Source organism: Enorma phocaeensis (genome assembly GCF_900186505.1).
Lineage (GTDB): Bacteria > Actinomycetota > Coriobacteriia > Coriobacteriales > Coriobacteriaceae > Enorma > Enorma phocaeensis.
In genome coordinates, this window is the sequence record NZ_LT891970.1 from 247,651 (window position 1) to 271,382 (window position 23,732).

A 23,732-nucleotide genomic window follows, 5' to 3' on the forward strand; every position below is an offset into this window, starting at 1 on the left:
AGGCGGACGGGCGCGACCACCGCGCAGTGCGCTTATGTCAGGCCGCCCCGAAGGGCGACCCGGACGGGCGCCTCCGGCGGAGCGCTCGCGCCACGTCGCTACCTCGCGACCGCGATCAGGGCGTCGCCCGCGGCGACCGTGGCGCCCGCCTCGACCGCGAGCTCCACGCTTGCCAGATCGGCCGTGTTCGACACGGCCACGACCACGCAGTCGGGATGACCGGCGGCGGCGATGGCGGCGCGGTCCATCGTGATGAGCGGGTCGCCCGCTGCGACCGCATCGCCCTGCGCCACGTAGCCCGTGAAGCCCTTGCCCTGCATGTCGACCGTGTCCACGCCGATGTGCACGAGCACCTCGACCCCGTCGGGCGACACGATGCCCACGGCGTGCCCCATAGCCACGCTCACGGTGCCCGCGACCGGGGCGTACACGGTGTCCCCCTCGGGCCAGACGGCGCAGCCGCGGCCGAGCGCCTCGCTGCTGAAGATCGGGTCGGGGACCTCGGTCATCGCGATCACGCGACCGGCGACGGGCGCGGCGAGCGCGCCCGCCTGCGCGGAAACCTGGATCGCCTCCGGCTTGGCCGGGGCGGCTTTCTTCTTGAAGGCATCGAAGAGACCCATGGTCAGCTCCTTAACGAATAGATGGTGGGATGCGGCCCGGCCCAGGCGAGCGCCCGGTCGGGCATTCGGGATGCACGGGCGCCAGGCGATGGAGCACGAAGGCGAGCCTCGTCAGTCGCCCGGCGTGAGGATCGGGACGTGCTTGATCAGGTGGTCGTCGGTCGCGTCCGAGATGATCGTGAGCCCCTCGAGGTCGAAGACCTTCACGTTGGACACGCGATGGAACTTGCTGCTATCGCAGAGCACGTAGGTCTTCTCGGAATTCTGCCTGACGAGCTTCTTCTTGGCCGCCTCGTCGAAGCTCGGGTTCGTCACGCCGCGCTCGACGCTCACGGCGTTGACGCCTAGAAACGACTTGTCGAAGTAAAGCTCGCCCAAGATCCGCTCCGTGATGGGACCGGTGACCGAGAGCGTCTGGGGGTTGTACTCCCCGCCCAGCATGAGCACATGGGCCCGGATCGCGCCCGTCACGTAGCAGGCGCTGCCGTTGCCGGTGTAGATCGTGACGTCGCGATCGACCAGATGCCGCAGCAGCGCGGTGCAGCTCGTGCCGGAATCGACGTAGACGGTGTCGCCGTCCTGCACCTCGCGCGCGGCGCGCTGCGCGATGGCCTCCTTCTCGGCGGCGTGCAGGGCGCTCGTCACCATGACGCCGAGCTCATGCGACACGGTCCTGAGGCGCACGGCCCCGCCGACGAGCAGCTCGACGCGCCCCTGCTTTTCGAGCTCCTTAAGGTCGCGCCTGATGGTCGAGACCGACGCCTCGGGCAGAAGCTCCTGGAGCTCCTCGAGCTTCAGGATGTTCGACTCGTCCAGGTGCCCAAGTATGGCCTGCTGCCGTTCATAGGGGATCATGCGCGCCTCCTTCTCGTCTTCATCACGAGCATTGTACCGCGCCGCACCGCGCAAGCGCCGACGGGGCGGCCGCCCGCAGACGACCGCCCCCGTCCGCTCGGACGCGTTCGGACGATTGGGCATGGAACCTTACGCCAACTGGTCGTCCTTGCCGGTGAAGATGAAGCCCAGCACCGCGCCGACCACGGTTGCGATGAGCATGCCGATCATGGCGAAGGCGAAGTTCATCGCGTCCTGGCTCACGAAGGCCGGGAACGTAGTGACCGAGCCGAAGACGAACGCCGTGCAGACCACATGGGTGAGGCCGCAGAACGCGCCGCCGGCGGCGCCGGCGATGATCTGGGCGCCCCAGAGCTTCTTGTTCTTGACGAGCATGCCGAACAGCGTGGGCTCGATGATGGCGGAGAGCGCGATGGTGACCACACCGGATGCCGCGAAGCTCTTGAGCTTCTGGTTACGCGCCTTGAGCAGCACGCCGAGGGCCACGCCGATCACGCCGAAGTTGCACGCGAAGGTGAACGGGCAGATGAAGTCGAAGCCGTTCTGGGCGATGTTGTTGATCATGATGGGGTTCACGGCCCAGTGGATGCCCATGGACACGAGCACCGACCAGCCGCCGCCGACCAGGATGCCGGCGAGCACGGAGCTGCGCTCGATGAGCCAGTTGACCACGAAGGCGACGCCCTCGCCGGCGTACACGCCGATGGGGCCGATGACCATCATCGTGAGCGGGACCATGATGATGAGCGAGACGGCGGGCAGGACCACGAGCTTCAGGGTCTCGGGGATCTTCTCGTCGAGGAACTTGTACAGGAAGGAGTAGGCCCACACGGCGAGGATGGCCGGCACGACCGTCGAGTTGTAGTTCATGAGCACGACGGGGATGCCGAAGAAGTCCGTCATCGCGCCGTTACCGACCTCGCCCATGAGGTTGATGAAGTCGGGATAGAGCAGGCACGCGCCGATGAGCGCCGAGAGATACGGGCTCGCGCCGAAGCGGCGGCCGGCCGAGAAGGCCAGAAGCACCGGCAGGAAGTAGAACACGCTCATGGAGAGGGTGTACCAGATGACATAGGTGCCGCTCCCCTCGGTAATCAGCCCGAGCTGGGTGAGCAGGATGAGGATGCCGCGCAGGATACCGGATCCGGCCATGGCGGGCAGCAGCGGCGCGAAGATGCCCGAGACCGCACCGAAGATCTTGGAAATGACTCCCTCGCCGCTTGTGGACGAGTCAGTGGAGAGCTCGGCGCCTGCGCCCTCGACGAGCGCGAGGAACTTCTCGTAAAGCTTAGGCACCTCGGTGCCGATGAGGATCTGGTACTGGCCGGCGGAGTTGACCGTGTTGATCACGCCGTCGACCTCCTTCACGGCCGCGTCGTCGCACGCGGCGTCGTCCTTGAGGTTGATGCGCAGGCGCGTCGCGCAGTGCGTGAGGCCGGAGATGTTCTCCGCTCCGCCCACTGCGGCGAGGATGCCCTGGGCCATCGCATCCCAATCGTGTTTTGCCATAGGGGGTTCCTTCCTTTCCATCTATCTTACGTGTAGCCGGTGTCCCGGCCCTGTCCCCTCTGATGCCGTCTAGGTGCCGCCCGGGAATCCCGGGGGATGAGGCCCGCACCCTCGGCGTCGCCGCCGCGCGCGGGCGCGGGATCACTCCGAGCAGGCGCACAGCAGACGGCGCATGAGCGCTGCGGCCTCGGTGCCGCTGTTCGCGTCGATGACGCGCTGCACCTCGTCGGCTCCCACCGCGTCGAGCGCGCGGTCGAGCATCTTGATCATGGCGATGTTCTGCGCGCACTCCTCCTCCGCGTCCTCGATGATCGGGAACGTGTCGAAGTAGATCGCGTTGTCGTAGCCGTGCTTCTTGAGGTAGTAGAGGAATTCAAGCGTCTTTATGGGAGTGGCCGTGCCGATCATGAGCCCGTCGTCAATCGAGCCGTAGCCGTCGTTCAGGTGCACGCCGAAGAGCTTCCCGCGCCCGCCGAAGAGGTCGCACGCGAAAGCGGGGTTCTCGTGCTTCATGAGCATGTGGCAGTAGTCGAGGGTGACGCCCAGGTTGGGGCGGTCCACCTCGGCGAGCATCATGCCCGTGATGCCCATGCTGTCGATGAAGGCGTAGGCGCGCTCCTCGTAGGGCTTGTACTCGATGCTGATCGAGAGGTCCGGCGCATAGTCGCACACGTCGCGGTACGCAGCGGCGATCTGCTTCCACACACGGGTGTAATCGATCTGGAAGCTGTAGTCGAAGCCGTCGAAACCGAGCCAGATGGTCACGGTCGTGCCACCCACGGCGCGGCAGTAGTCGCAGGCCTCGTGGCAGAGCTCGAGGGCCCGGCACGCAATCGCGGGATCCGCGTTGCCGAGCTCTCCGTTGATGAAGTCGCCGCGGAAGCGCAGCGCCACGCCGTTGAGCGCGAGCTTGTGCCGCTCGAGCAGGGCCTTCATCTTATCTGCGGGGATATCCCCCACATGCTCGGGATAGTTGAGGTCCACGTGCGTGAGCCCCACCTCCTCGAACTGCGCGAACACGCGGTCGAGGTCCTTGTCGCCCGCACGGAAATACGAGTTGATGCGGGTTGCAAGCTTCATATCCACTCCTCCTGTCCTGTCGCGTCTCTGAGGCGCTTTGCGCGACCCCTCTTCCATCGACAATCATTCTATTCCAAAGATTTTCATTTGCAATAGGATTTCTCAAGTATTTGTCATTTTGTTTCATCATTTTGCACGATTATTCTAAAGCCGGTCAGAATTACTTAATATTCTCGCAGGTATAACCGGTAGAACGATATCTGGAATGTTTTGACACTCTCTGATTGATTTTTGCGCCGCACGCGCTATCCTTGTTGTGAGGAGTCGAAAACCACCTGGGAGGTACCCCTATGCTTCTCTGCCCCAGCATGATGTGCGCCGATTTCGGCAAGCTGCGCGACGAGATCGACGAGCTCGAGAGCGCCGGCATCGACATGTTCCACTGCGATGTCATGGACGGGTCGTTCGTCCCCAACTTCGCGCTCGGCCTCACCGATGTGCACGCCATCGCATCGCTCTCGCACGTACCGGTCGACTGCCACCTCATGATCGAGAACCCGGCATCCAAGGTCGACCTCTTCATCGACGCCGGTGCGGACCTCATCTACATCCATCCCGAGTCCGAGCGCTATACGGTGAAGACGCTCCAGGCGATCCGCGCCCGCGGGGCGAAAGCCGGTATTGCCATCAACCCCGACACCTCCGTCGCCACCGTTGAGGAGATGCTCAACCTCTGCGACTACGTCATGGTGATGACCGTGAACCCCGGGTTCGCCGGGCAGGCGTTCGTCGAGTTCACCAAGGACAAGATCGCTCGCCTCGCCAAGCTCAAGGACCGCTACGGCTTCACGCTCACCATCGACGGCGCCTGCAGCCCTGAGCGCATCCATGAGCTCTCCGCGCTTGGCGCAGACGGCTTCATCCTAGGCACGAGCGCGCTCTTCGGCAAGGAAGCCGGCTATGCCGCCTGCATCCGTGCGCTCCGCGAGGGCTCAGCGGCATAGGTGCCCGCGCGCAGCCCGTATGAACCTTATATAACCCTTTGCACCGGGCGCCCGGCCCGCCGCTTTGGCTAGCGGTTGCGCGATGCGGGCACGGCATCGGCACCTACGCCCGGTCGCAAGAGGCGGTCGGGCGATTCATTGGACCAAGGAGGCCTTCCATGAAGATCGGAATCGGAAACGACCACGTCGCTGTCGAGCTCAAGCAGGCAATCAAAGCGCACCTCGAGGAGCGCGGCCTCGAGGTCGTTGACTTCGGCTGCGCGGGCACCGACCGCTTCGACTACCCCATCTCGGGCTATAAGGTCGGCCGCGCCGTGGCGGATGGAACCGTTGACCTCGGCGTTCTCATCTGCGGGACCGGTGTGGGCATCAGCCTCGCCGCGAACAAGATCCACGGCATCCGCGCCTGCGTGTGCTCCGACCCCTATACGGCAAAGCTCAGCCGCGAGCACAACAACACGAACATCATCGCCTTCGGCGCCCGCGTGGTCGGCACCGAGCTCGCGAAGATGATCGTCGACGAATGGCTCGACGCCGAGTTCCAGGGCGGGCGTCACCAGCACCGCATCGACATGATCGCCGAGATCGAGCAGACGCAGGGCCTCGAAGCCGCCGAGTAGCGGTTTCCCGTCCTGTGCTTCCAAGTTGCTCGCAGCTCTCTGCAACTCGATTGATTTCTGTAGAAAAAATCCCGTTCAATAAGTGCTCGAATTGCACTTCGAGTTTCCATCATCAGCATATGTGCAGATAGATTGGTTACCGCCCGTCCGGTGACACACGGCTGTTTGTACAATAGTTCATCGAATGAGCTTTCATGCAACTCGATGTTCAAATGAACCCCGAATGGCGCGATTTCTGCAATTCGGGGTTCATTTGTACGCCGAATTGCAGCAAGACACTATGTCCGATGAGCTGCGCATCAAGCTGCAGCCAAGGGGGCCTGTGGACATAAAAAGAGCCGGTCACCCGAAGGTAAACCGGCTCTTCAATGTGCCTTGACGGCGACCGCGGGCGTCGATTAGAACTCGGCGCCGCACTTCTTGCAGACGCGGATCGAGGTCTTGTGGCCGTCGATCTCGCCCTGCTTGTGGCCGACGCGGGTGGCAGCGCCGCACTTGGGGCAGACGAGCTGCGCGTTGGAGGCGTCGATCTTGGCCTCCTGCGACACGATGCCGCCGGTCTGGTTCTGCTGGTTGGGGCGGACGGCCTTCTTGACGACGGCCACACCCTCGACCTTGATCTTGCCCTCGGCGGGGTACGCGTGCAGAACGGTGCCCTGCTTGCCGCGATCCTTGCCGGAGAGAATCTTGACGGTGTCGCCCTTCTTGATGGACATCTTAGCCATACGTGACCTCTCCTTTCCTTACAGGGTCTCGGGAGCAAGCGAGACGATCTTCATGTACTTCTTGTCACGAAGCTCACGCGCGACGGGCCCGAAGATACGGGTGCCCACGGGCGAGCCGTCGTTGTTGATGACGACGCAGGCGTTGTCGTCGAAGCGGATGTAGGAACCGTCCTTGCGACGGACCTCCTTCACCGTGCGGACGACGACGCACTTCACAACGTCCTTCTTCTTGACGTTGGCGCCGGGCGTGGCCTCCTGGACGGCAGCCACGATCACGTCACCGATTCCTGCATAGCGGCGCTTGGAGCCACCGAGCACCTTGATGCAGCGAACCTTGCGCGCACCGGAGTTATCGGCGACGTTCAGCATGGTTTGCATTTGAATCATGGTAGTTCCTCCGAACCTAGGCCAGGGAGAGGTGCACGGCACTTATCGGGCGTATCGCCAAGCCGTGCACGTCGCTGGCATGAACAGTCAAAGCAGCCTACTTGGCGCGCTCGATGATCTCGACGAGACGCCAGCGCTTCATCTTGGACAGAGGACGGGTCTCCATGACGCGAACCTTGTCGCCCACGCCTGCGGTGCACTCCTCATCATGCGCATGAAGCTTCTTGGTGGTGGTCATCATCTTGCCGTACTTGGGATGGCGCTTGCGCTCCTCGGTCTGGACAACGATGGTCTTGTTGCCCGAGATGGAGATGACCGTTCCCTGACGGACCTTGCGCGTATTGCGCGTGGTGTCGCTCATGTTATCTCCTTAAGCTCTACTCTGCCGCAGCGGCCTTCTCAGCCGCGATCTCGCGGGCGCGCTGCTCGGTGAGTACACGCGCGATGTCCTTCTTGACGGTCTTGACGCGAGCGGTGTTATCCAGCTGGCTGGTAGCCATCTGGAAACGAAGGTTGAAGAGCTCGGCGCGCATCTCCTTCAGCTTGTCGGCAAGCTGAGCGTCCGAAAGCTCACGAATCTCTGCGGGCTTCATTACTTATCCTCCCCGTCCTGGTCAGCGCGGGACACGATCTTGGTCTTGATGGGCAGCTTGTGCTGGGCAAGACGAAGCGCCTCGCGGGCGATGGGCTCGGCCACGCCGGAGATCTCGAACATGATACGACCCGGCTTGACGACAGCCACCCACTCCTCGGGGTTGCCCTTACCGGAACCCATGCGGGTCTCGGCAGGCTTCTTGGTGATGGGTTTGTCGGGGAAGATCGTGATGAACACGCGGCCGCCACGACGCATATAACGAGTCATGGCAACACGAGCGGCCTCGATCTGACGGTTGGTGATCCAGTGGGCCTCGAGGGCCTTGATGCCATAATCACCGAAATGCAGCTCGGTATTACCCTTGGCCTGGCCCTTCATGGAGCCACGCTGCACCTTGCGGTGAAGAACACGCTTAGGGGCAAGCACTACTGACCCCTCCTCTCGGAGTTACGACGACGCGGACGGCTGGAACCCTCGAGCGCCGGGTTAGGAACGGGCTGACCGGGGAGCTTCTCGCCAAGGTAGATCCACACCTTCACGCCGCAGGCACCCATGGTGGTGTGAGCGACGGCGGTGCCGTAATCGATCTTAGCGCGCAGGGTGTGCAGCGGCACACGACCCTCGCGGTACCACTCGCGACGGCCCATCTCGGCGCCGCCGAGACGACCGGAGCACTGGATACGGATACCCTTGGCGCCGGCCTTGCGGGCGGACTGGACAGCCTTGCGCATGGCGCGACGGAAGGCGACGCGGCCCTCGAGCTGCTCGGCGATGGACTGCGCGGTGAGCACGGCGTCGAGCTCAGGACGCTTGATCTCGATGACGTCGACCGAGAGCTGGCCCTTGGCCACGCCGGCAACGCCCTCGAGCTCGGTGCGCAGAGCATCGATCTCGGAGCCCTTCTTGCCGATCACGATACCCGGACGGGCGGTGTAGATGATGACCTTCACCTTGTCACCAGCGCGCTCGATCTCCACGCGGGAGACGGCTGCGCGACGGAGACGCTTGCCCAAAAACTTACGGATCTTGAGATCGTTGCCGAGCGTCGCGGCGTAATCCTTATCGGCGAACCAGCGGGAGCGCCAGTTCTCGGTGATGCCAAGACGGAAGCCGGTAGGATAGACTTTCTGACCCATAGCGCTTATGCCTCCTTTCGCGGAGCGACGACGATGGTGATGTGGCTCGTGCGCTTAAGGATGCGCGAAGCGGAACCCTTAGCACGCGGGCGGATGCGCTTGAGCGTGGGGCCCTCGTCCACATAGGCGGCGGCGACCACGAGGTCATCGGCGCGCATGTGATTGTTGTTCACGGCGTTTGCCACAGCGGAGCGGAGGCACTTCTCCACATCGACCGCCACGGCGCGCTCGCAGAAATGCAGGATGTCGAAAGCCTGCTCAACAGACTTACGACGGATGAGATCGACCACGAGGCGAGCCTTGTACGGCGAGACGCGCACGTACTTGGCGACGGCGCGAACCTCGCGGGTCTCGGTATCGGTAGCTTTAGTTGCCATTTACGTGAAACCCCCTACTTGGCCTTGTGACCGCGGAACGTACGGGTCGGCGCGAACTCGCCGAGCTTGTGGCCGACCATCGACTCGGTAACGTACACGGGGACGTGCTTGCGACCGTCATGGACGGCGATGGTGTGACCCACCATCTCGGGGAAGATCGTGGACGCGCGGGACCAGGTCTTGACGACATCCTTCGTGCCAGCCTCGTTCATCGCGACGATACGCGAGAGCAGGCGAGCTTCCACGAACGGCCCTTTTTTGAGACTTCTGCTCATAGGTGCTTAACTCCTTCTCGGTATCTCAGGCTACTTCTTGCGGCGACGGATGATGAGGCTGTTCGAAGCCTTCTTCTTCTTGCGCGTACGATAGCCCTTGGTCGGCTTGCCCCACGGGGTGACGGACGGACGACCGGAGGTATGGTTCTTGCCCTCGCCGCCGCCATGCGGGTGGTCGACAGGGTTCATGACCGTACCGCGGACGGTCGGGCGCACGTTCAGGTGACGCTTACGGCCGGCCTTGCCGATCACGATGTTGGCGTGGTCGGCGTTACCGACCTCGCCCACCGTGGCGCGGCAGGTGATGAGCACGCGGCGCATCTCAGAGCTGGGCATGCGCAGGATGGCGTACTTGCCCTCCTTGCCCATGAGCTGGCAAGCGGTGCCGGCGGAACGGGCGATGGCAGCGCCCTTGCCGGGCTGGAACTCGATCGCGTGGATGAGGGTACCCACGGGGATGTCCGCGAGCGCAAGCGCGTTACCGGGCTTGATGTCGGCCTCGGGGCCGGACAGGACGGTGTCGCCGACCTGGAGACCCTTAGGAGCCAGGATGTAGCGCTTCTCGCCGTCCACATAGTGGAGCAGCGCGATGCGGGCGGAACGGTTGGGGTCGTACTCGATCGTGGCAACCTTGGCGGGCACGCCGTCCTTGTTGCGCTTGAAATCGATGCGACGATAGCGACGCTTCACGCCGCCACCCTGATGGCGGACGGTGATGCGACCCTGGTTGTTACGACCAGCCTTCTTGGGCAGCGGCTCGAGAAGCGACTTCTCGGGCTTCGTCGTGGTGATCTCCGCGAAGTCGGAGATCGTCTGCCAACGACGGCCGGCGCTGGTCGGCTTGAGGTGTTTGACAGCCATTACAATCCCTTTCATCTCTCTCCGTTGGCCGATACATCAGGGATCCGGGTTTTCCCGGGGTGTATCGACACCGGATTACCACGGTACCGGGCGGCTCCATCATGAGCGCCCGATACGATTACTCCCCCTTCCGGGGAAGCTCGTACGGCGCCGGCCTTAGGCCTGGTTACCGTAGATCTCGATCGAGTCGCCCTCGGCGAGCGTGACGATGGCCTTCTTCCACTGACGGGTCTTGCCGGCCACGTAGCGCACGCGCTTGGTCTTGGGCTTCACGTTGATGGTGTTCACCGAGGTGACCTTGACGTTGAAGAGCTCCTCGATGGCATCCTTGATCTGATACTTGTTCGCGGAACGCGCAACCTCGAAGGTGTACTTGTTCTCCTCCATGAGGTCGAACGAGCGCTCGGACACGATCGGGCGAATGATGATCTCGTGGGCGGTCATTTATGCAAGCACCTCCCCGAAGTGAGCGGCAACATCGGCGGGCATCAACAGGGCGCCGTTGTTGATAAGGTCATAGGTGTTGGCCTCATCAGGCGTGATGATGAACGTCTTAGGGATGTTGCGGAACGACAGGAACGCGTTGATATCGTCCTCGTGGACGATGATGGTGAGGCGCTTGCCCTCAAGCCCGAGAGCCTTGAGCATGGCGACGGCGGCCTTGGTGGACGGCTTCTCGAAGCCGTAGTCGTCCACGAGCACGAGCTCGTTGTCGCGCACCTTCGCGGAAAGCGCGGAGCGCATGGCGAGCTTGACCTCCTTGCCGTTCATACGCTTGGCGTAGGAACGGGGCTTGGGCCCGTGGATGACGCCACCATGACGCCACTGACCGGCGCGGATGGAGCCCTGGCGGGCACGGCCGGTGCCCTTCTGGCGCCACGGCTTGGCACCGCCACCGGAGACCTCGCTGCGGCCCTTGGTGGACTGGGTGCCGGCACGCCAGCTGGCCATCTGGCACTTCACGATGTGATGCATCACGTGGGTGTTCGGCTCGATACCGTACACCTCGGCAGCGAGCTCGGCCTCGGTGACCTTCTTGCCCTCGCTGTTCTTTACTTCAAACTTTGCCATTTGGTGTTCTCCTTGGTATGACGTTGGCTTATCGAACTAGAGCGATTACGCCATACGGATGGCGACCAGACCGTTCTTGGCACCCGGGACAGCGCCCTTGACCAGGATCAGGTTCTGCTCGGCATCGATGCGAACAACGGACAGGTTCTTCACGGTCACGCGCTCGTTGCCCATGTGACCGGCCATCTTGACGCCCTTGAGGACGCGTGCGGGGTAGGCGCACTGGCCGATGGAGCCCGGATGACGCTTGAAGTGAGAGCCGTGGGTCATAGGACCACGACGCTGACCCCAGCGCTTGATGCGACCCTGGAAGCCCTTACCCTTGGAGGTGCCGATAACGTCGACCTTGGCGACATCGGCAAAATCCGCGACGGTGACGACCTCGCCGACCTTGTGGTCCTCGCCGTTCTCGACGCGGACCTCGCGGAGGTAACGGACGGGCTCGACGCCGGCCTTGGCGAAGTGACCAGCCATGGGCTTGTTCACGTTCTTGGCCTTGATCTCACCGAAACCGATCTGGACGGCATCGTAGCCGTCGGTAGCCTTGGTTTTAACCTGCGAGACTGCGCAGGGGCCAGCCTGGATGACCGTGACGGGCACGACGTTATCGTCGTCATCCCACACCTGAGTCATGCCGATCTTGCGGCCGAGAATCATACTGATCATTCGATGATCCTAACCCTCTGTGGTCTTGGGACCCGCGAGCGCCCCTTGCGCTCGCCCCCAGCGGACCACTTCCGACGTGCTATGCGCCGGTTTGCACCCCATCCTGCCTGTTCAGTCGCGCAACCCATTTGCGACGAGCGTCGACGAGACAGAATACGCCCCATAAACACAGCCTGTCCAGTATACACGCGTGCGGGCGTATCCATATGTCTACATAAAGTCTTCGCATTAGCTTTCTGCAGGTCACATGGGACACAAGTTGAGATATTGAACGGAGGCACAATCCTGCAGTCATTCCGCATGCTTGCGATGCATTCGGCTTTGGACCTGTTCGCCGCCTCCGCGCCTAACCCATAGCGATCCGAATGGCATCCAGGATCTCCGCGCATCTGATTGATGCAGCATGCGGCATAACGGGGCTCTCCACTGCCCCCCTACGCAGCAACTCGCAGAAATGCGTGATCTGACCGTAGAAGTCATCGACCACATACGGCGCCTCGATGACTCGAGCCTCCCCATCGCTCAGCTCAAGCTCGATGCGCTCGGGGCGGTGCGGGGAAGGCGCGACCAGGGTTCCCCGAGCCCCCTCGATCCTCAGCGCCCGTGGCTTCGCCCGATCACAGGCGCATTCCAGCTCAGCGCGCACCCTGCCAATCAAGAGCTCGGCGTCGCAATACACATCCGAGCCATCACGGTAGCGCTCGCACGTCGCACATGTGACCTCGATGTCGCCGGGCAGCAGCTCGTCGATCCAGCTCGCGCAGTACGTGCCGCAGTCAAGCAGCACGCCCGAACCCGGACCGCCCCCGAGCAGGTAGCAGCCGTTCTCGATGTACTTCGCAAGAGAGTTCCCGCACATGGTTGCAACGACGCTCTCAACGGGGCCGATGTGCTCCACGGCGCTAAGCACCTCTTCGTGAGCCGGGACGAATCGCGCCTTCATGGCTTCCATGAAGAGCACCCCAGCGCTGCGCGAGGCCGACGCGACCTCCCTCATCTCATCAGCGGTGAGCATGGCCGGCTTTTCGCAGAGCACCGCCTTGCCGGCAGCGATGGCCGCCAGGGACCATGCATGATGGAATTCGTGAGGCAACGAGATGTAGACCGCATCGACCGCAGGGTCAGCGAGCAGCGCCTCGTGATCGCCATAGGCGCGCGCGTCGACGGCGCACGGAACCTCGGCAAGGAACTCCCAGGCCTTCTGCTCGCTCCGGCGACTCACCGCAACAAGCTCTGCATCATCAACATGTTCGAGGCTCGCGGCAAATCGATGAGCGATGTTCCCAGCACCCAAAATACCCCAGTGAATCATGCGTCCTCCTCACGAACAGTGACGCCACGCGCATATCGTCCATCCGCTGCCCAGTATACCAAGCATCCGCTCGAAAACGCACCGATTGCAGCCTGTGCCGCACGCCTGAAAGCAACCTCCGGCAAAGCGCACGCCTGCGGTCGTAGCTGCATTTCAATTGCTACTTTTCTAATAACATTGGGTATAAGCGCCACAAGGCCAAACGACAGCATCAAAACGATCGGAGGACCTCATGGCCACCACGTATGAGCTCTACATCATGAAGACCTGCCCCTTCTGCCGCAAAGTGATTCGCTATATGTACCAGCACGGAATCGAGATCCCGCTCCGCGACATCAACGAGGACGCCGAGGCGCGCGCCACACTCGAACGCGTCGGCGGCAAGGTACAGGTACCATGCCTCTTCATCGACGGTGCACCGATGTACGAATCCGACGAGATCATCGCCTATCTCGAAGAGCGCTTTGTAACCAACGCGCCGCGCAAGCTCTCGATCGAAGACCATGCGATTCGATACCGCACCGAAAACGGAACGGCCCTGGCCGAAGTCACGTACCCGACAGATGGAGACGGCACGGTCAACATCAATCACACGTTCGTCGACCCGGCGCTACGCGGTCAAGGTATGGCGGGAAAACTGATGGAGGCCTGTGCCCGCGAGCTCGAACGCACCGGGCTCAAGGCGCATCCAACCTGCAGCTACGCAGAAGATTGGTTCAGGAAGCATCCTGAATGGGAGCACCTATTGGCGTGATGGAGCAAAAAACGCTCAAAACTGAACCCATGGCATTGTGCTCGTCATCCATACCGGCCGTGTAACGCAAAGCGCCCCCTGGAGACCAGGGGGCGCTTCTACAAGCTAGCGACTATTGTTTAGAGCTTGATCTCGATGTCGACGCCTGCGGGCAGGTCGAGACGCATGAGCGAATCGACGGTGGCAGCCGTGGTGTCGATGATGTCGATGAGACGCTTGTGGGTGCGCATCTCAAACTGCTCGCGGGAGTCCTTGTCCTTGTGCGGCGAGCGGATGACCGTGTAGAGGTTGCGCTCGGTGGGCAGGGGGATGGGGCCGGACACGCGGGCACCGGTCTTCTGAGCGGTGTCGACGATGAGCTTCGCGGACTGATCCACAACCTCGTGATCATAGCCCTTGAGGCGGATCCTGATCTTCTGGCTAGACAACGTTACCTCCTTGATATGCGAGGGCATCCTCGCGATAGAACCTTAAGCGAGCGATCGCGAGAACTTACGCGTTGCCGCCAGCCTTGCTGACGACCTCCTCGGCAACGGACTTGGGCGCCGGCTCGTAGGAATCGAATTGCATCGTGTAGGATGCGCGACCCTGGGTCTGCGAACGCAGGTCGGTGGCGTAGCCGAACATCTCGCCCAGCGGCACCTTGGCGCGAATGACCTTGTTGCCGGAGCGGTCGTCCATGCCCTCGATCTTGCCACGACGGCCGGACAGGTTGCCCATGACGTCGCCCATGTACTGCTCGGGGGTCTCGACCTCAACAGCCATCATAGGCTCGAGCAGGATCGGGTCGGACTTCTTGAGGGCGTCCTTGATCGCCATGGAGCCGGCGATCTTGAAGGCGGCCTCGGAGGAGTCGACCTCATGGTAGGAACCGTCGAACAGCGTCACCTTGACGTCGACAACCGGGTAACCGGCGATGACACCGGTCTCCAGGGCCTCCTGGATACCCTTGTCGATGGAGGGGATGTACTCCTTCGGCACGACACCGCCAACGATGCCGTTGACGAACTCGTAGCCAAAGCCCTCTTCCATCTTCTCGAGCTTGATGACGGCATGGCCGTACTGGCCGCGACCACCGGACTGGCGGACGAACTTGCCCTCGGCACGGTCGACATCGTGGCCCGGGGCCTCACGGTAGGCAACCTGCGGCTTACCGACGTTGGCCTCGACCTTGAACTCGCGGAGCAGGCGGTCGACGATGATCTCGAGGTGCAGCTCGCCCATGCCGGCGATGATGGTCTGGCCGGTCTCGTGGTTGGTGCGCACCTGGAAGGTCGGGTCCTCCTCGGCGAGCTTGGTGAGCGCGAGGCTCATCTTGTCCTGCTCGGCCTTGGTCTTGGGCTCCACGGCGACGTCGATAACGGGATCGGGGAACTCCATGGACTCGAGGATGATCTCCTTGCCCTCCTCGCAGAGGGTGTCACCGGTGGTGGTGTTCTTGAGGCCCACAGCGGCGAGGATGTCGCCGGTGGAGGCGCCGTCCACGTCGACGCGGTCGTTCGCGTTCATCTCGAGGATGCGGCCAAAGCGCTCGCGCTGGCCGTTGGTGGCGTTCACCACGTAGGAGCCGGCGTCCACATGACCGGAGTACACGCGGAAGAAGGTGAGCTTACCGACGTAGGGGTCGGTAGCGATCTTGAAGGCGAGCGCGGAGAACGGCTCGGTATCGCTGGCCTTACGGCTGTCAGCCTCGCCGGTCTTGGGGTTGGTGCCCTCCACCGGGGGAACGTCGAGCGGGCTCGGCAGGTAGTCGACGACGGCGTCGAGCAGCTCCTGCACGCCCTTGTTCTTGTAGGCGGAACCGACGAGGACGGGGTTCAGCTCGTTCGAAAGCACGCCGGTGCGGATGGCGGCCTTGAGCTTCTCCACGGGAATCTCCTCGTCCTCGAGGATGAGCTCCATCAGCTCGTCATCGTAGTTGGCGGCGGCGTCGAGCAGCTCCTCGCGCTTCTCGGCGGCGATGTCCTCGAACTCAGCCGGGATGGCATCCATCGGCTCGGGGTAGGTCATGCCCTTGTCGTCGGCCTTGAAGTCCCATGCGGTCATGGTGACAAGGTCGATGACGCCCCAGAACTGATCCTCGGCGCCCATGGGCACCTGGATGGCCACAGCGTTGGCGTTCAGGCGCTCCTTCATGGTGTCGATCGCATGGAAGAAGTCAGCACCCACGCGGTCGTACTTGTTGATGAAGGCGATGCGGGGAACGTTGAAGTTGCGGGCCTGGCGCCACACGGTCTCGGACTGGGGCTGCACGCCGGCAACGGCGTCGAACACAGCCACAGCACCGTCGAGGACGCGCAGCGAGCGCTCGACCTCGGCCGTGAAGTCCACGTGGCCCGGGGTGTCGATGATCTGGATGCGATACGCAGGACCCTCGTTGACGTTGCCGCCCTTGTGCCAGAAGCACGTGGTGGCAGCGGAGGTGATGGTCACGCCGCGCTCCTGCTCCTGGATCATCCAGTCCATGGTGGCTGCGCCCTCATGCACCTCGCCGATCTTGTGGGTCTTGCCCGTGTAGTACAGAATGCGCTCGGTCGTGGTGGTCTTACCAGCGTCGATATGCGCCATAATGCCGATGTTGCGGGTATCGGCAAGGTTGTACTTCTTCTTAGCCACTTTCAATTCCTCCCAGAATTACCAGCGGTAGTGCGAGAAGGCACGGTTGGCCTCAGCCATCTTGAAGACGTCCTCGCGACGCTTCACGGAAGCGCCGACGCCGTTGGAGGCGTCGAGGATCTCATTAGCCAGGCGCTCAGCCATGGTCTTCTCCTTGCGGGCACGCGAGAAGTTAACGATCCAGCGGATGGCCAGCTGCGTGGAGCGGCGGGAGTTGACCTCCATAGGCACCTGGTAGGTGGCGCCACCGACGCGCTTGGGCTTGCACTCCAGCGTGGGCTTGACGTTCTCCATAGCCTTCTTGAAGACGGAAAGAGCGTCCTGCTCGGACTTGCTTGCAACGATATCGAAGGCACCGTAGACGATACGCTCGGCGGTAGCCTTCTTACCATCGAGCAGGACCTTGTTGATGAGCTGGGTCACGAGACGGTTGTTGTACACGGCGTCCGGCATGACCTCGCGACGATGATTCTTAGACGCACGACGCGGCATGGTGTTTCTCCTCTTGGTTCTGTTCGCCTAACGCACTCTCAGCACGCGGCGAAGCGTGACGATTGCGTTAGTTCTTGGGGCGCTTGGCACCGTAACGGGAGCGGGACTGCTTGCGGTTGTTCACGGCGGCGCAGTCGTAGGCACCACGGATGATCTTGTAACGCACACCAGGGAGGTCGCGCACACGGCCACCGCGCACGAGCACGATGGAGTGCTCCTGCAGGTTGTGACCCTCGCCGGGGATGTAGGCCGTGACCTCGATACCGTTGACCAGGCGCACACGGGCGACCTTACGAAGAGCCGAGTTAGGCTTCTTGGGGGACGTGGTGAACACGCGGGTGCACACGCCGCGCTTCTGCGGGTTGTGCTGCAGCGCCGCGTTCTTGGACTTCGCGGGCTTGGACTTACGGCCCTGAAGGACCAGCTGGTTAATTGTAGGCAAAGCGTACTCCTTCTTCGATGATTCCAGCTTTACTTTGGTGCAACGGCTTGAATCGAGGCGTCAGCATCCACCTTCGAAACACGCGACTCGCAACTTTACCTGTGCCTGCTGCCCGTGTCAACAGACCACGCTCCCGGGCGTTTCCTTAATTTGGCGGATTCTCCCAAAATCTCCACAGAAGCGCTTACGGCAGGAACCGCCACCTATCATCCGGGCGGGCTAACGTCCAACCATGCTGCCGCCTGGCGTCTTTGATTGTGTTGGGGTGCCCGCGAGACCGGATTTGCTCTCGTCCATGATGAGCTTGAGCGCGATGATGGGCACCGCGATCCCCAACGCAATGATCACGATGTCGGGAACGTTTCGGAGCACTATGTTCTCGAGATCGGTGCCCAAGGTGCCCCATACGTTGTAGACGCCATGCATGACCATGGGAGCCACAAGAGACTTATAGTGATGCGCAAGGTATCCGAGTGCCAAGCCCAAGATGCCTGCATAGATGCCCTGGACAAGATTCATGTGGAAGATGCCGAAGAAGATCGCCTGGATGAGATTCGCCCAAGCGAAGGGCACGCCCGCGCGCTCGAGGTACGTGAGTCCAAGCCCGCGGAAACCCGACTCCTCCACGATCGGCGGGAGGATGATGGTCGCGATGAACCAGGCGACGCCGTAATCGGTCATCCCCGAGCCATCCACCATATCGGTGTACTCCTCGAAGACGTGCGGTAGCAGAATAGCGATGATTACCATGACCACCGTGGTGAAGTGGTTCATGGCGAAGGCGAGGAACGCAGATTTGAGCATGGGAACAACCCCGAGCCCGCGCCAATTGAGATTAGGCGCGATGCAGAGAACCCGTTCCCGTGCGAGGGGATCGCTCGGCGAAGCGAAAGGAACCTGAGACGCTGGAGGCACCTGAAGCTGCGCCTGCGGGGCAGCCCAAGCCTGGGCGTTGTTCGCCTGCTGGCACTGAGCCTGGTACGTGGGCCGGTACGCGGGCTGAGGCGGGTACTGCAGCTGCTGCCAGGCATTCTGCGTAGCAGCATGAGACTGCGGAGCCTGTGCCGTCTGCTGGCCGGATACGGGCCACTGGCCCGATGGGGCCTGCTGGGCGCTATAGGGCTGCGAAACCGCTTGAGCCTGCTGCGCCCCGGACATCTGCCCTACCTGCAAAGGCCGATATGCCTGCTGAGCAGCTTGCACCATACGGCGCGCACGGCGGGCATTCTCGATCATGACATACAGCCAACCGAGAATGGGCGCTCCAAAGGCAACGTAGCAGAGGATCGAATAGACGTTCATGTTCTCCATGAAGAATTCCAGCACGCCCGCAGCTGCGAACCTTCCACCAAAGATCGCGGGGACCGTCATCGAGACGAACATTACAGCGTAGCTCATGACCGTCGGCAGAATGCACATGAGCAGCAACGCAAGAACCGCAAGCCCGATATTGCACAATCGCGAACGCTTCACAGGATCCATCATCTAAGCGTCCTCCTTGGAATCAAACCTATTCGCACCAGTGTAGCAGGCAGTTAATACATTCCCCGTTTCCCTCGCCAGCTATCGCTTCAATTCAGCTGCGTCGCATGCAATCTGTCAATATAGGGGCATCTCGAAACATGCACACTCATCGAGATGCCGCCAGATCGCCATTTCGGGCTCTTTTGAAGTCGATTCTGGCTATCCGGGCGGATCTCGATTGGCTACCCATACTCGAGGTGCGGAAATATAGCCATTTTCGTAGAACCTCGATAGGCCTCCTCGATGAGATGGAATCGAGATGCAGGTTTGCTGCCCTTCGATCCGCTCCCACAGAAAATGGGCCCGCTCCCTATCGGGGACGGGCCCAAGTACTACACAGCGCTATGCGCGGCGGCGAGCTCGCCGAGCGTTAGTCCTCGGTCGAGTTATGGCCGTTCGGATCATCGGGATTGTCGCCGTCGTCCGGGTCCACAAGCTGGTTGAGCAGCTCGTCGAGGGAGGCCATGTCCTCGTTGATGATGCCGGAGGTCTGCCCGTCCTTGGTGGAGGTGTCCACGGGACCGCCGATCATCTCCTCATCGGAGTCGAAGTGGTGGCGCGGCGCGCTCGTGCCCAGCAGGATGTCATCCGGGCCATCCGGGCTGAACACCATCTGGAGAAGCTGCGAGAGATCCTCTTCGTCAGCAACGTCGTCGTTGTTGTCGAGGATGTAGAGGAGGTTGTGCTCCTCCAGGCCATCGCGCAGCTCCTCGATCGCCTTGGCTCCGATACCGTCGATGCGCAGCAGGTCCTCCTCGCTCTTGCCGACGAGGTCGCCCACGGTCTCGATGCCCACCTCGCTGAACTTGTTGGTCCAGCGCTGCGAAACGCCCAGGTCATCAAAGAGGTACAGGCGCGCGTCCTCGGCAGAGATCGTGCGTCCGTTGCGGGTGAACGAACCGTCGCCGCCGCCGAACTCGTCGTAGCTCGCCCACTCGAGCTGCTGCGGGACCTCGGTCTCGAGCTCCTTGAGCTCCGCAGGAGCCCAGTCAGGCAGGTTCTTAGACGTAGCGGAGGTGGGGCCGTCGATGCTCACATAGCCCTCGGGCGTACGATAGGTCAGCGTCGCGTTGGCGTACGGCTTGAGGCCAGTGCCCGCAGGAATCTTCTTACCCACGATGACGTTGGACTTGAGGTCGAGCAGATGGTCGACCTTGCCCTCGATGGCGGCCTCAGTGAGCACGCCCGCGGTGCGGATGAACGACGCGGAGCTGAGCCAGGAGTCGATGCTCGAGGCGACCTTGAGCGTACCGAGGATCGCGGGTTCGGCAACAGGCGCGGCACCGCCCAGGCGGGCGACGCGCTCGACCTCGTCGGCGAACTCATAGCGGTCGACATACTGGCCCAGGAGGTACTTGGAGTCACCAGGGTTGGTGATCTGCACGCGACGGAGCATCTGGCGAGCGATGACCTCGATGTGCTTGTCGTTCAGGTCGACGCCCTGCGAGGTGTAGACCTCCTTCACGCTCTGGACGAACGTGTGCATGGTGCTCTCGATATCGGTGAGCTTGCGCAGGTTGCGGAAGTTCACGAAGCCCTTGGTGATCTGATCGCCGGCGCGGACCGTGCAGCCGTCCTGGATGCCGGGCATGAAGCGCACGGAGCCAGGGACGCGCATCTCGTCGATGGTGCGGCTCGGGTCGTCCTGGTCGGTGATGGTGAGCACGAACTCGGACTTCTCGGGCTTGATGGACAGCACGCCGGAATGCGGGGCCAGGTCGGCCTCGCGGCCGAGGATCTTCTCGTTCACGTTGCCGACGACGTCGAACATACGGCCGACGGTCGGCAGGCCCTGGGTGATGTCCTCGACGCCCGCGACGCCGCCGGAGTGAATGGTACGCATCGTCAGCTGCGTGCCGGGCTCGCCGATGGACTGCGCGGCGATGATGCCCACCGCGGTGCCGATAGCGACCGGGCGACGCGTGGAAAGGTCCCAGCCGTAGCACTTCTGGCACACGCCGTACTTGGAACGGCAGGTGAGCAGCGCGCGGAGCTTGACCTCGGTAAGACCGGCGTCGAGCATGCGCTTGATGTCGTCGGTGCTCTCGATGTAGCCGTCGTGCTCGAACAGCACGGTGCCGTCCGGGGCCACGACGTCCTCGATGAAGCAGCGGCCCACGAGGTCGGCATTGATGTCGCCGCTCTCGGCGAGCGTGAGCTGATAGGTCACGCCCTCGGTCGTGCCGCAGTCCTCCTCGCGGACGATGACGTCCTGCGCCACGTCGACCAGACGACGGGTGAGGTAACCGGAGTCGGAGGTGTGCGACGCGGTGTCGACGAGGCCCTTACGCGCGCCGTAGGTCGAGATGAAGTACTCGAGCGGCAGCAAGCCCTCGCGGAAGTTGGCCTTAATGGGCAGGTCGATGGTATCACCGGACATGTCGGCCATAAGGCCGCGCATGCCGCCGAGCTGACGCAGCTGCGTCTTGGAACCACGGGCGCCCGAGTCGGCCATCATGTAGAGCGGGTTCTCCTCGTCGAACATGTCGAGCATGAGGGCGGCCACCTTGTCGGTCGCCTGGTTCCACGCCTTAACGACCTCGTTGTGGCGCTCCGCCTCGTTGATGAAGCCGTCCTCGAAGTACTCGTTGATCTGGTCGACATCGGCCTGCGTCTTGGCCAGAATCTCGGGCTTCTCATCCGGGATGAGAGCGTCCCACAGCGAGATGGTGAGGCCGGCACGAGTGGCGTAGTGGAAGCCGGTGTACTTGATGTTGTCGAGAATCGGCGCGACCTCGGCCTGCGGATAGCGATCGCAGCACTCTGCCACGAGGCGCTTCACGTCTCCAGAGCCCATCTTGTAGTTGATGAACTCGTAGTCGTCGGGCAGGCACTGCTGGTTGAAGATGATGCGGCCGATGGTCGTCTCGAAACGTGCGGTCTTATTGCCCGTCACGTCGAGCACCAGGCGGTCGCCACCGCCGTTGTTCACGACGAACTTCGCGGTGCCGTCCTCCTCGATGACGTTGGCGTCCGCAACGCTCACGCGCACCTGGATCTTGGCCTGAAGGTCGATCTCGGCGCGGGCGTCGTAGGCGTTGAGCGCATCATCGAAGCTCGCGAACACATGTCCCTCGCCCGTGAGGCCGTCGCGCTCCTGGGTGAGGTAGTACACGCCGATGATCATGTCCTGGCGCGGCGTGTTCACGGGCTTGCCGGACGCCGGCGAGCGCAGGTTGTTGCTCGAGAGCATGAGGATGCGCGCCTCGGCCTGGGCCTGCTGCGAGAGCGGAACATGAACCGACATCTGGTCGCCGTCGAAGTCCGCGTTGAAGGGCTCGCAGACGAGGGGGTGCAGGTGGATGGCCTTGCCCTCGACGAGCACGGGCTCGAAGGCCTGGATGGAGAGGCGGTGCAAGGTAGGTGCGCGGTTGAGCAGCACCAGGCGGCCGTCGATGACCTCTTCGAGGATATCCCACACAAAGCTCGCGTTGCGATCGATCGCGCGCTTCGCACCCTTGATGTTCTCGACCTTGCCGAGCTCGACCAAGCGCTTCATGACGAAGGGCTTGAAGAGCTCGAGCGCCATGGTCTTGGGCAGGCCGCACTGATGCAGCTTGAGCTTGGGGTCGGTAACGATGACCGAACGGCCGGAGTAGTCGACGCGCTTGCCGAGCAGGTTCTGGCGGAAGCGGCCCTGCTTGCCCTTGAGGGCCTCGGCGAGCGACTTCAGCGGACGGCCGCCACGACCCGACACCGGGCGCCCACGGCGGCCGTTGTCGAACAGCGCGTCCACGGCCTCCTGCAGCATGCGCTTCTCGTTGTTCACGATGATCGCGGGCGCGTCGAGGTCGAGCAGGCGCTTCAAGCGGTTGTTGCGGTTGATGACGCGGCGATAGAGGTCGTTCAGGTCGGACGCGGCGAAGCGGCCGCCGTCGAGCTGGACCATCGGGCGCAGATCGGGCGGAATCACGGGGATGACGTCCAGGATCATGTTCGCGGGATCGTTGCTGCCCTTCAGGAAGGCGTCGACCACCTCGAGGCGCTTGACCGCCTTCTCCTTCTTCTGCTTCTGGCCGTCCTCGTCGGCGATGATCGCCTTGAGCGTCTCGGCCTCCTGCTCGAGGTCGATGGCGGAAAGCAGGTCGCGGATGGCCTCGGCGCCCATGTCGCCGGAGAAGTACATGGAGTAGTAGCGCTTCATCTCGCGGAAGAGCGGCTCATCGGAGATGAGGTCGCGCTCATGGAGCTTCATGAAGGCATCGAAGGCTTCGGTACGAAGCTGCTTCTCGTCCTTCGTCTCCTCCTCGATGTCGATGATGCCGGCGGCGATCTCCTCAGGCGTCAGCGGCTCCTCGTCGCTGAACTCGTCGAAGTTCGCAGGGTCACCCTGCTCCTTCAGGGCCTCGATCTGGCGGGCGCACTCGGCGTCCAGCTCCTCGAGATCGGCGGCGAGCTCCTCGCGCAGGTCGTCGGCGTCGGCCTCGCGGGCCTCGTAGTCAACATGCGTGACGATGTAGCTCGCGAAGTAGAGCACCTTCTCCAGGTCCTTGCTCTTGATGTCGAGCAGGCGGCTCATGGGGAAGCTCGTGGGGCTCTTGAAGAACCAGATGTGGCTCACCGGGGCGGCGAGCTCGATATGGCCCATGCGCTCGCGGCGGACCTTGGAGGTGGTCACCTCGACGCCGCAGCGCTCGCAGACGATGCCCTTGAAACGGATGCCCTTGTACTTGCCGCAGGAGCACTCCCAGTCCTTCGCGGGACCGAAGATCTTCTCGCAGAACAGGCCGTCCTTCTCGGGCTTGAGGGTACGGTAGTTGATGGTCTCCGGCTTCTTGACCTCACCCCTCGACCAGGAGCGGATCTGGTCGGCGCTGGCAAGGGAGATCTTCACCGCATCAAAATCAGTAGCTTCGAAATCTGCCACG

At 62.6% G+C, this 23,732-nt stretch carries 26 protein-coding genes; 3 read left to right on the top strand and 23 right to left on the bottom strand.

The genetic code is table 11. The features are described from left to right. Nucleotides 1–98 precede the first annotated feature (98 nt). From C1717_RS07270 to C1717_RS07285, 4 genes are all read right to left on the bottom strand, one after another. Nucleotides 99–623, bottom strand: a complete 525-nt coding sequence (locus C1717_RS07270; RefSeq protein WP_102372562.1) for a PTS sugar transporter subunit IIA — start codon at nt 621–623, stop codon at nt 99–101. Nucleotides 624–734: 111 nt separating this feature from the next. Further along, the gene (locus tag C1717_RS07275) at nt 735–1,478 is read right to left on the bottom strand and encodes a DeoR/GlpR family DNA-binding transcription regulator (protein WP_102372563.1); all 744 of its coding nucleotides are present in this window, start codon (nt 1,476–1,478) and stop codon (nt 735–737) included. Nucleotides 1,479–1,607: 129 nt separating this feature from the next. Next, nucleotides 1,608–2,987 (bottom strand): PTS transporter subunit EIIC, encoded by a 1,380-nt coding sequence (locus C1717_RS07280; RefSeq protein WP_102372564.1) that lies wholly within the window; start codon nt 2,985–2,987, stop codon nt 1,608–1,610. Nucleotides 2,988–3,128: 141 nt separating this feature from the next. After that, nucleotides 3,129–4,067: a sugar phosphate isomerase/epimerase family protein gene (locus C1717_RS07285; protein ID WP_102372565.1), complete on the bottom strand. Its 939-nt coding sequence runs from the start codon at nt 4,065–4,067 to the stop codon at nt 3,129–3,131. Between the two features lie 290 nt (nt 4,068–4,357). Here C1717_RS07285 and rpe point away from each other — a divergent pair, with 290 nt between their 5' ends. Continuing rightward, nucleotides 4,358–5,011, top strand: a complete 654-nt coding sequence (gene rpe, locus C1717_RS07290) for a ribulose-phosphate 3-epimerase (protein WP_102372566.1) — start codon at nt 4,358–4,360, stop codon at nt 5,009–5,011. A 158-nt stretch (nt 5,012–5,169) separates the two neighbouring features. Beyond that, entirely contained in the window at nt 5,170–5,631 is a 462-nt protein-coding gene (gene rpiB / locus C1717_RS07295) for a ribose 5-phosphate isomerase B (RefSeq protein WP_102372567.1), read from the top strand. 398 nt (nt 5,632–6,029) lie between these two features. On the opposite strand, the gene rplX is transcribed toward rpiB, so the two are convergent. From rplX to C1717_RS07360, 13 genes are all read right to left on the bottom strand, one after another. Continuing rightward, nucleotides 6,030–6,356: a 50S ribosomal protein L24 gene (gene rplX, locus C1717_RS07300; protein ID WP_102372568.1), complete on the bottom strand. Its 327-nt coding sequence runs from the start codon at nt 6,354–6,356 to the stop codon at nt 6,030–6,032. A gap of 18 nt (nt 6,357–6,374) precedes the next feature. Then, complete coding sequence (gene rplN, locus C1717_RS07305) at nt 6,375–6,743, bottom strand: 50S ribosomal protein L14 (RefSeq protein WP_019239652.1); 369 nt, start codon at nt 6,741–6,743, stop codon at nt 6,375–6,377. 97 nt (nt 6,744–6,840) lie between these two features. Then, on the bottom strand, nt 6,841–7,104 hold the full coding sequence (gene rpsQ / locus C1717_RS07310; protein WP_102372569.1) for a 30S ribosomal protein S17: 264 nt from the start codon (nt 7,102–7,104) through the stop codon (nt 6,841–6,843). Between the two features lie 16 nt (nt 7,105–7,120). Beyond that, a complete protein-coding gene (gene rpmC, locus C1717_RS07315) occupies nt 7,121–7,336 on the bottom strand; it encodes a 50S ribosomal protein L29 (protein ID WP_102372570.1) in 216 nt (71 codons plus the stop codon). Next, the gene (gene rplP, locus C1717_RS07320; RefSeq protein ID WP_102372571.1) at nt 7,336–7,764 is read right to left on the bottom strand and encodes a 50S ribosomal protein L16; all 429 of its coding nucleotides are present in this window, start codon (nt 7,762–7,764) and stop codon (nt 7,336–7,338) included. The genes rpmC and rplP overlap by 1 nt, the downstream gene beginning before the upstream one ends. Then, nucleotides 7,764–8,474, bottom strand: a complete 711-nt coding sequence (gene rpsC / locus C1717_RS07325) for a 30S ribosomal protein S3 (protein ID WP_102372572.1) — start codon at nt 8,472–8,474, stop codon at nt 7,764–7,766. The genes rplP and rpsC overlap by 1 nt, the downstream gene beginning before the upstream one ends. A gap of 5 nt (nt 8,475–8,479) precedes the next feature. Then, nucleotides 8,480–8,851, bottom strand: a complete 372-nt coding sequence (gene rplV, locus C1717_RS07330) for a 50S ribosomal protein L22 (RefSeq protein WP_102372573.1) — start codon at nt 8,849–8,851, stop codon at nt 8,480–8,482. A 14-nt stretch (nt 8,852–8,865) separates the two neighbouring features. Further along, nucleotides 8,866–9,126 carry a 30S ribosomal protein S19 gene (gene rpsS, locus C1717_RS07335; protein ID WP_102372574.1) on the bottom strand — a complete coding sequence of 87 codons (261 nt, stop codon included), beginning with the start codon at nt 9,124–9,126 and terminating at the stop codon, nt 8,866–8,868. 30 nt (nt 9,127–9,156) lie between these two features. Then, a complete protein-coding gene (rplB, locus tag C1717_RS07340) occupies nt 9,157–9,987 on the bottom strand; it encodes a 50S ribosomal protein L2 (protein WP_102372575.1) in 831 nt (276 codons plus the stop codon). Nucleotides 9,988–10,143: 156 nt separating this feature from the next. Next, complete coding sequence (gene rplW / locus C1717_RS07345) at nt 10,144–10,431, bottom strand: 50S ribosomal protein L23 (RefSeq protein ID WP_102372576.1); 288 nt, start codon at nt 10,429–10,431, stop codon at nt 10,144–10,146. Beyond that, nucleotides 10,432–11,058: a 50S ribosomal protein L4 gene (gene rplD, locus C1717_RS07350; RefSeq protein WP_102372577.1), complete on the bottom strand. Its 627-nt coding sequence runs from the start codon at nt 11,056–11,058 to the stop codon at nt 10,432–10,434. A gap of 45 nt (nt 11,059–11,103) precedes the next feature. Further along, complete coding sequence (gene rplC / locus C1717_RS07355) at nt 11,104–11,724, bottom strand: 50S ribosomal protein L3 (protein WP_102372578.1); 621 nt, start codon at nt 11,722–11,724, stop codon at nt 11,104–11,106. Nucleotides 11,725–12,070: 346 nt separating this feature from the next. Continuing rightward, nucleotides 12,071–13,036, bottom strand: a complete 966-nt coding sequence (locus tag C1717_RS07360; protein WP_102372579.1) for a Gfo/Idh/MocA family protein — start codon at nt 13,034–13,036, stop codon at nt 12,071–12,073. Between the two features lie 232 nt (nt 13,037–13,268). Between C1717_RS07360 and C1717_RS10820 the strand changes: the two genes are divergently transcribed. Continuing rightward, nucleotides 13,269–13,790, top strand: a complete 522-nt coding sequence (locus tag C1717_RS10820; RefSeq protein ID WP_146003675.1) for a GNAT family N-acetyltransferase — start codon at nt 13,269–13,271, stop codon at nt 13,788–13,790. A 119-nt stretch (nt 13,791–13,909) separates the two neighbouring features. Here C1717_RS10820 and rpsJ read toward each other — a convergent pair whose 3' ends face one another. The 6 genes from rpsJ to C1717_RS07395 form a co-directional block, all read right to left on the bottom strand. Beyond that, on the bottom strand, nt 13,910–14,218 hold the full coding sequence (rpsJ, locus tag C1717_RS07370; protein ID WP_102372580.1) for a 30S ribosomal protein S10: 309 nt from the start codon (nt 14,216–14,218) through the stop codon (nt 13,910–13,912). Nucleotides 14,219–14,282: 64 nt separating this feature from the next. After that, the gene (fusA, locus tag C1717_RS07375) at nt 14,283–16,406 is read right to left on the bottom strand and encodes an elongation factor G (RefSeq protein ID WP_102372581.1); all 2,124 of its coding nucleotides are present in this window, start codon (nt 16,404–16,406) and stop codon (nt 14,283–14,285) included. Nucleotides 16,407–16,424: 18 nt separating this feature from the next. Beyond that, a complete protein-coding gene (gene rpsG / locus C1717_RS07380; RefSeq protein ID WP_102372582.1) occupies nt 16,425–16,898 on the bottom strand; it encodes a 30S ribosomal protein S7 in 474 nt (157 codons plus the stop codon). A 67-nt stretch (nt 16,899–16,965) separates the two neighbouring features. Next, nucleotides 16,966–17,340 carry a 30S ribosomal protein S12 gene (rpsL, locus tag C1717_RS07385; RefSeq protein ID WP_102372583.1) on the bottom strand — a complete coding sequence of 125 codons (375 nt, stop codon included), beginning with the start codon at nt 17,338–17,340 and terminating at the stop codon, nt 16,966–16,968. Between the two features lie 219 nt (nt 17,341–17,559). Then, the gene (locus tag C1717_RS07390) at nt 17,560–18,825 is read right to left on the bottom strand and encodes a CPBP family intramembrane glutamic endopeptidase (RefSeq protein ID WP_102372584.1); all 1,266 of its coding nucleotides are present in this window, start codon (nt 18,823–18,825) and stop codon (nt 17,560–17,562) included. Nucleotides 18,826–19,234: 409 nt separating this feature from the next. Next, on the bottom strand, nt 19,235–23,731 hold the full coding sequence (locus C1717_RS07395; protein ID WP_180965877.1) for a DNA-directed RNA polymerase subunit beta': 4,497 nt from the start codon (nt 23,729–23,731) through the stop codon (nt 19,235–19,237). Nucleotide 23,732: the final 1 nt, after the last annotated feature.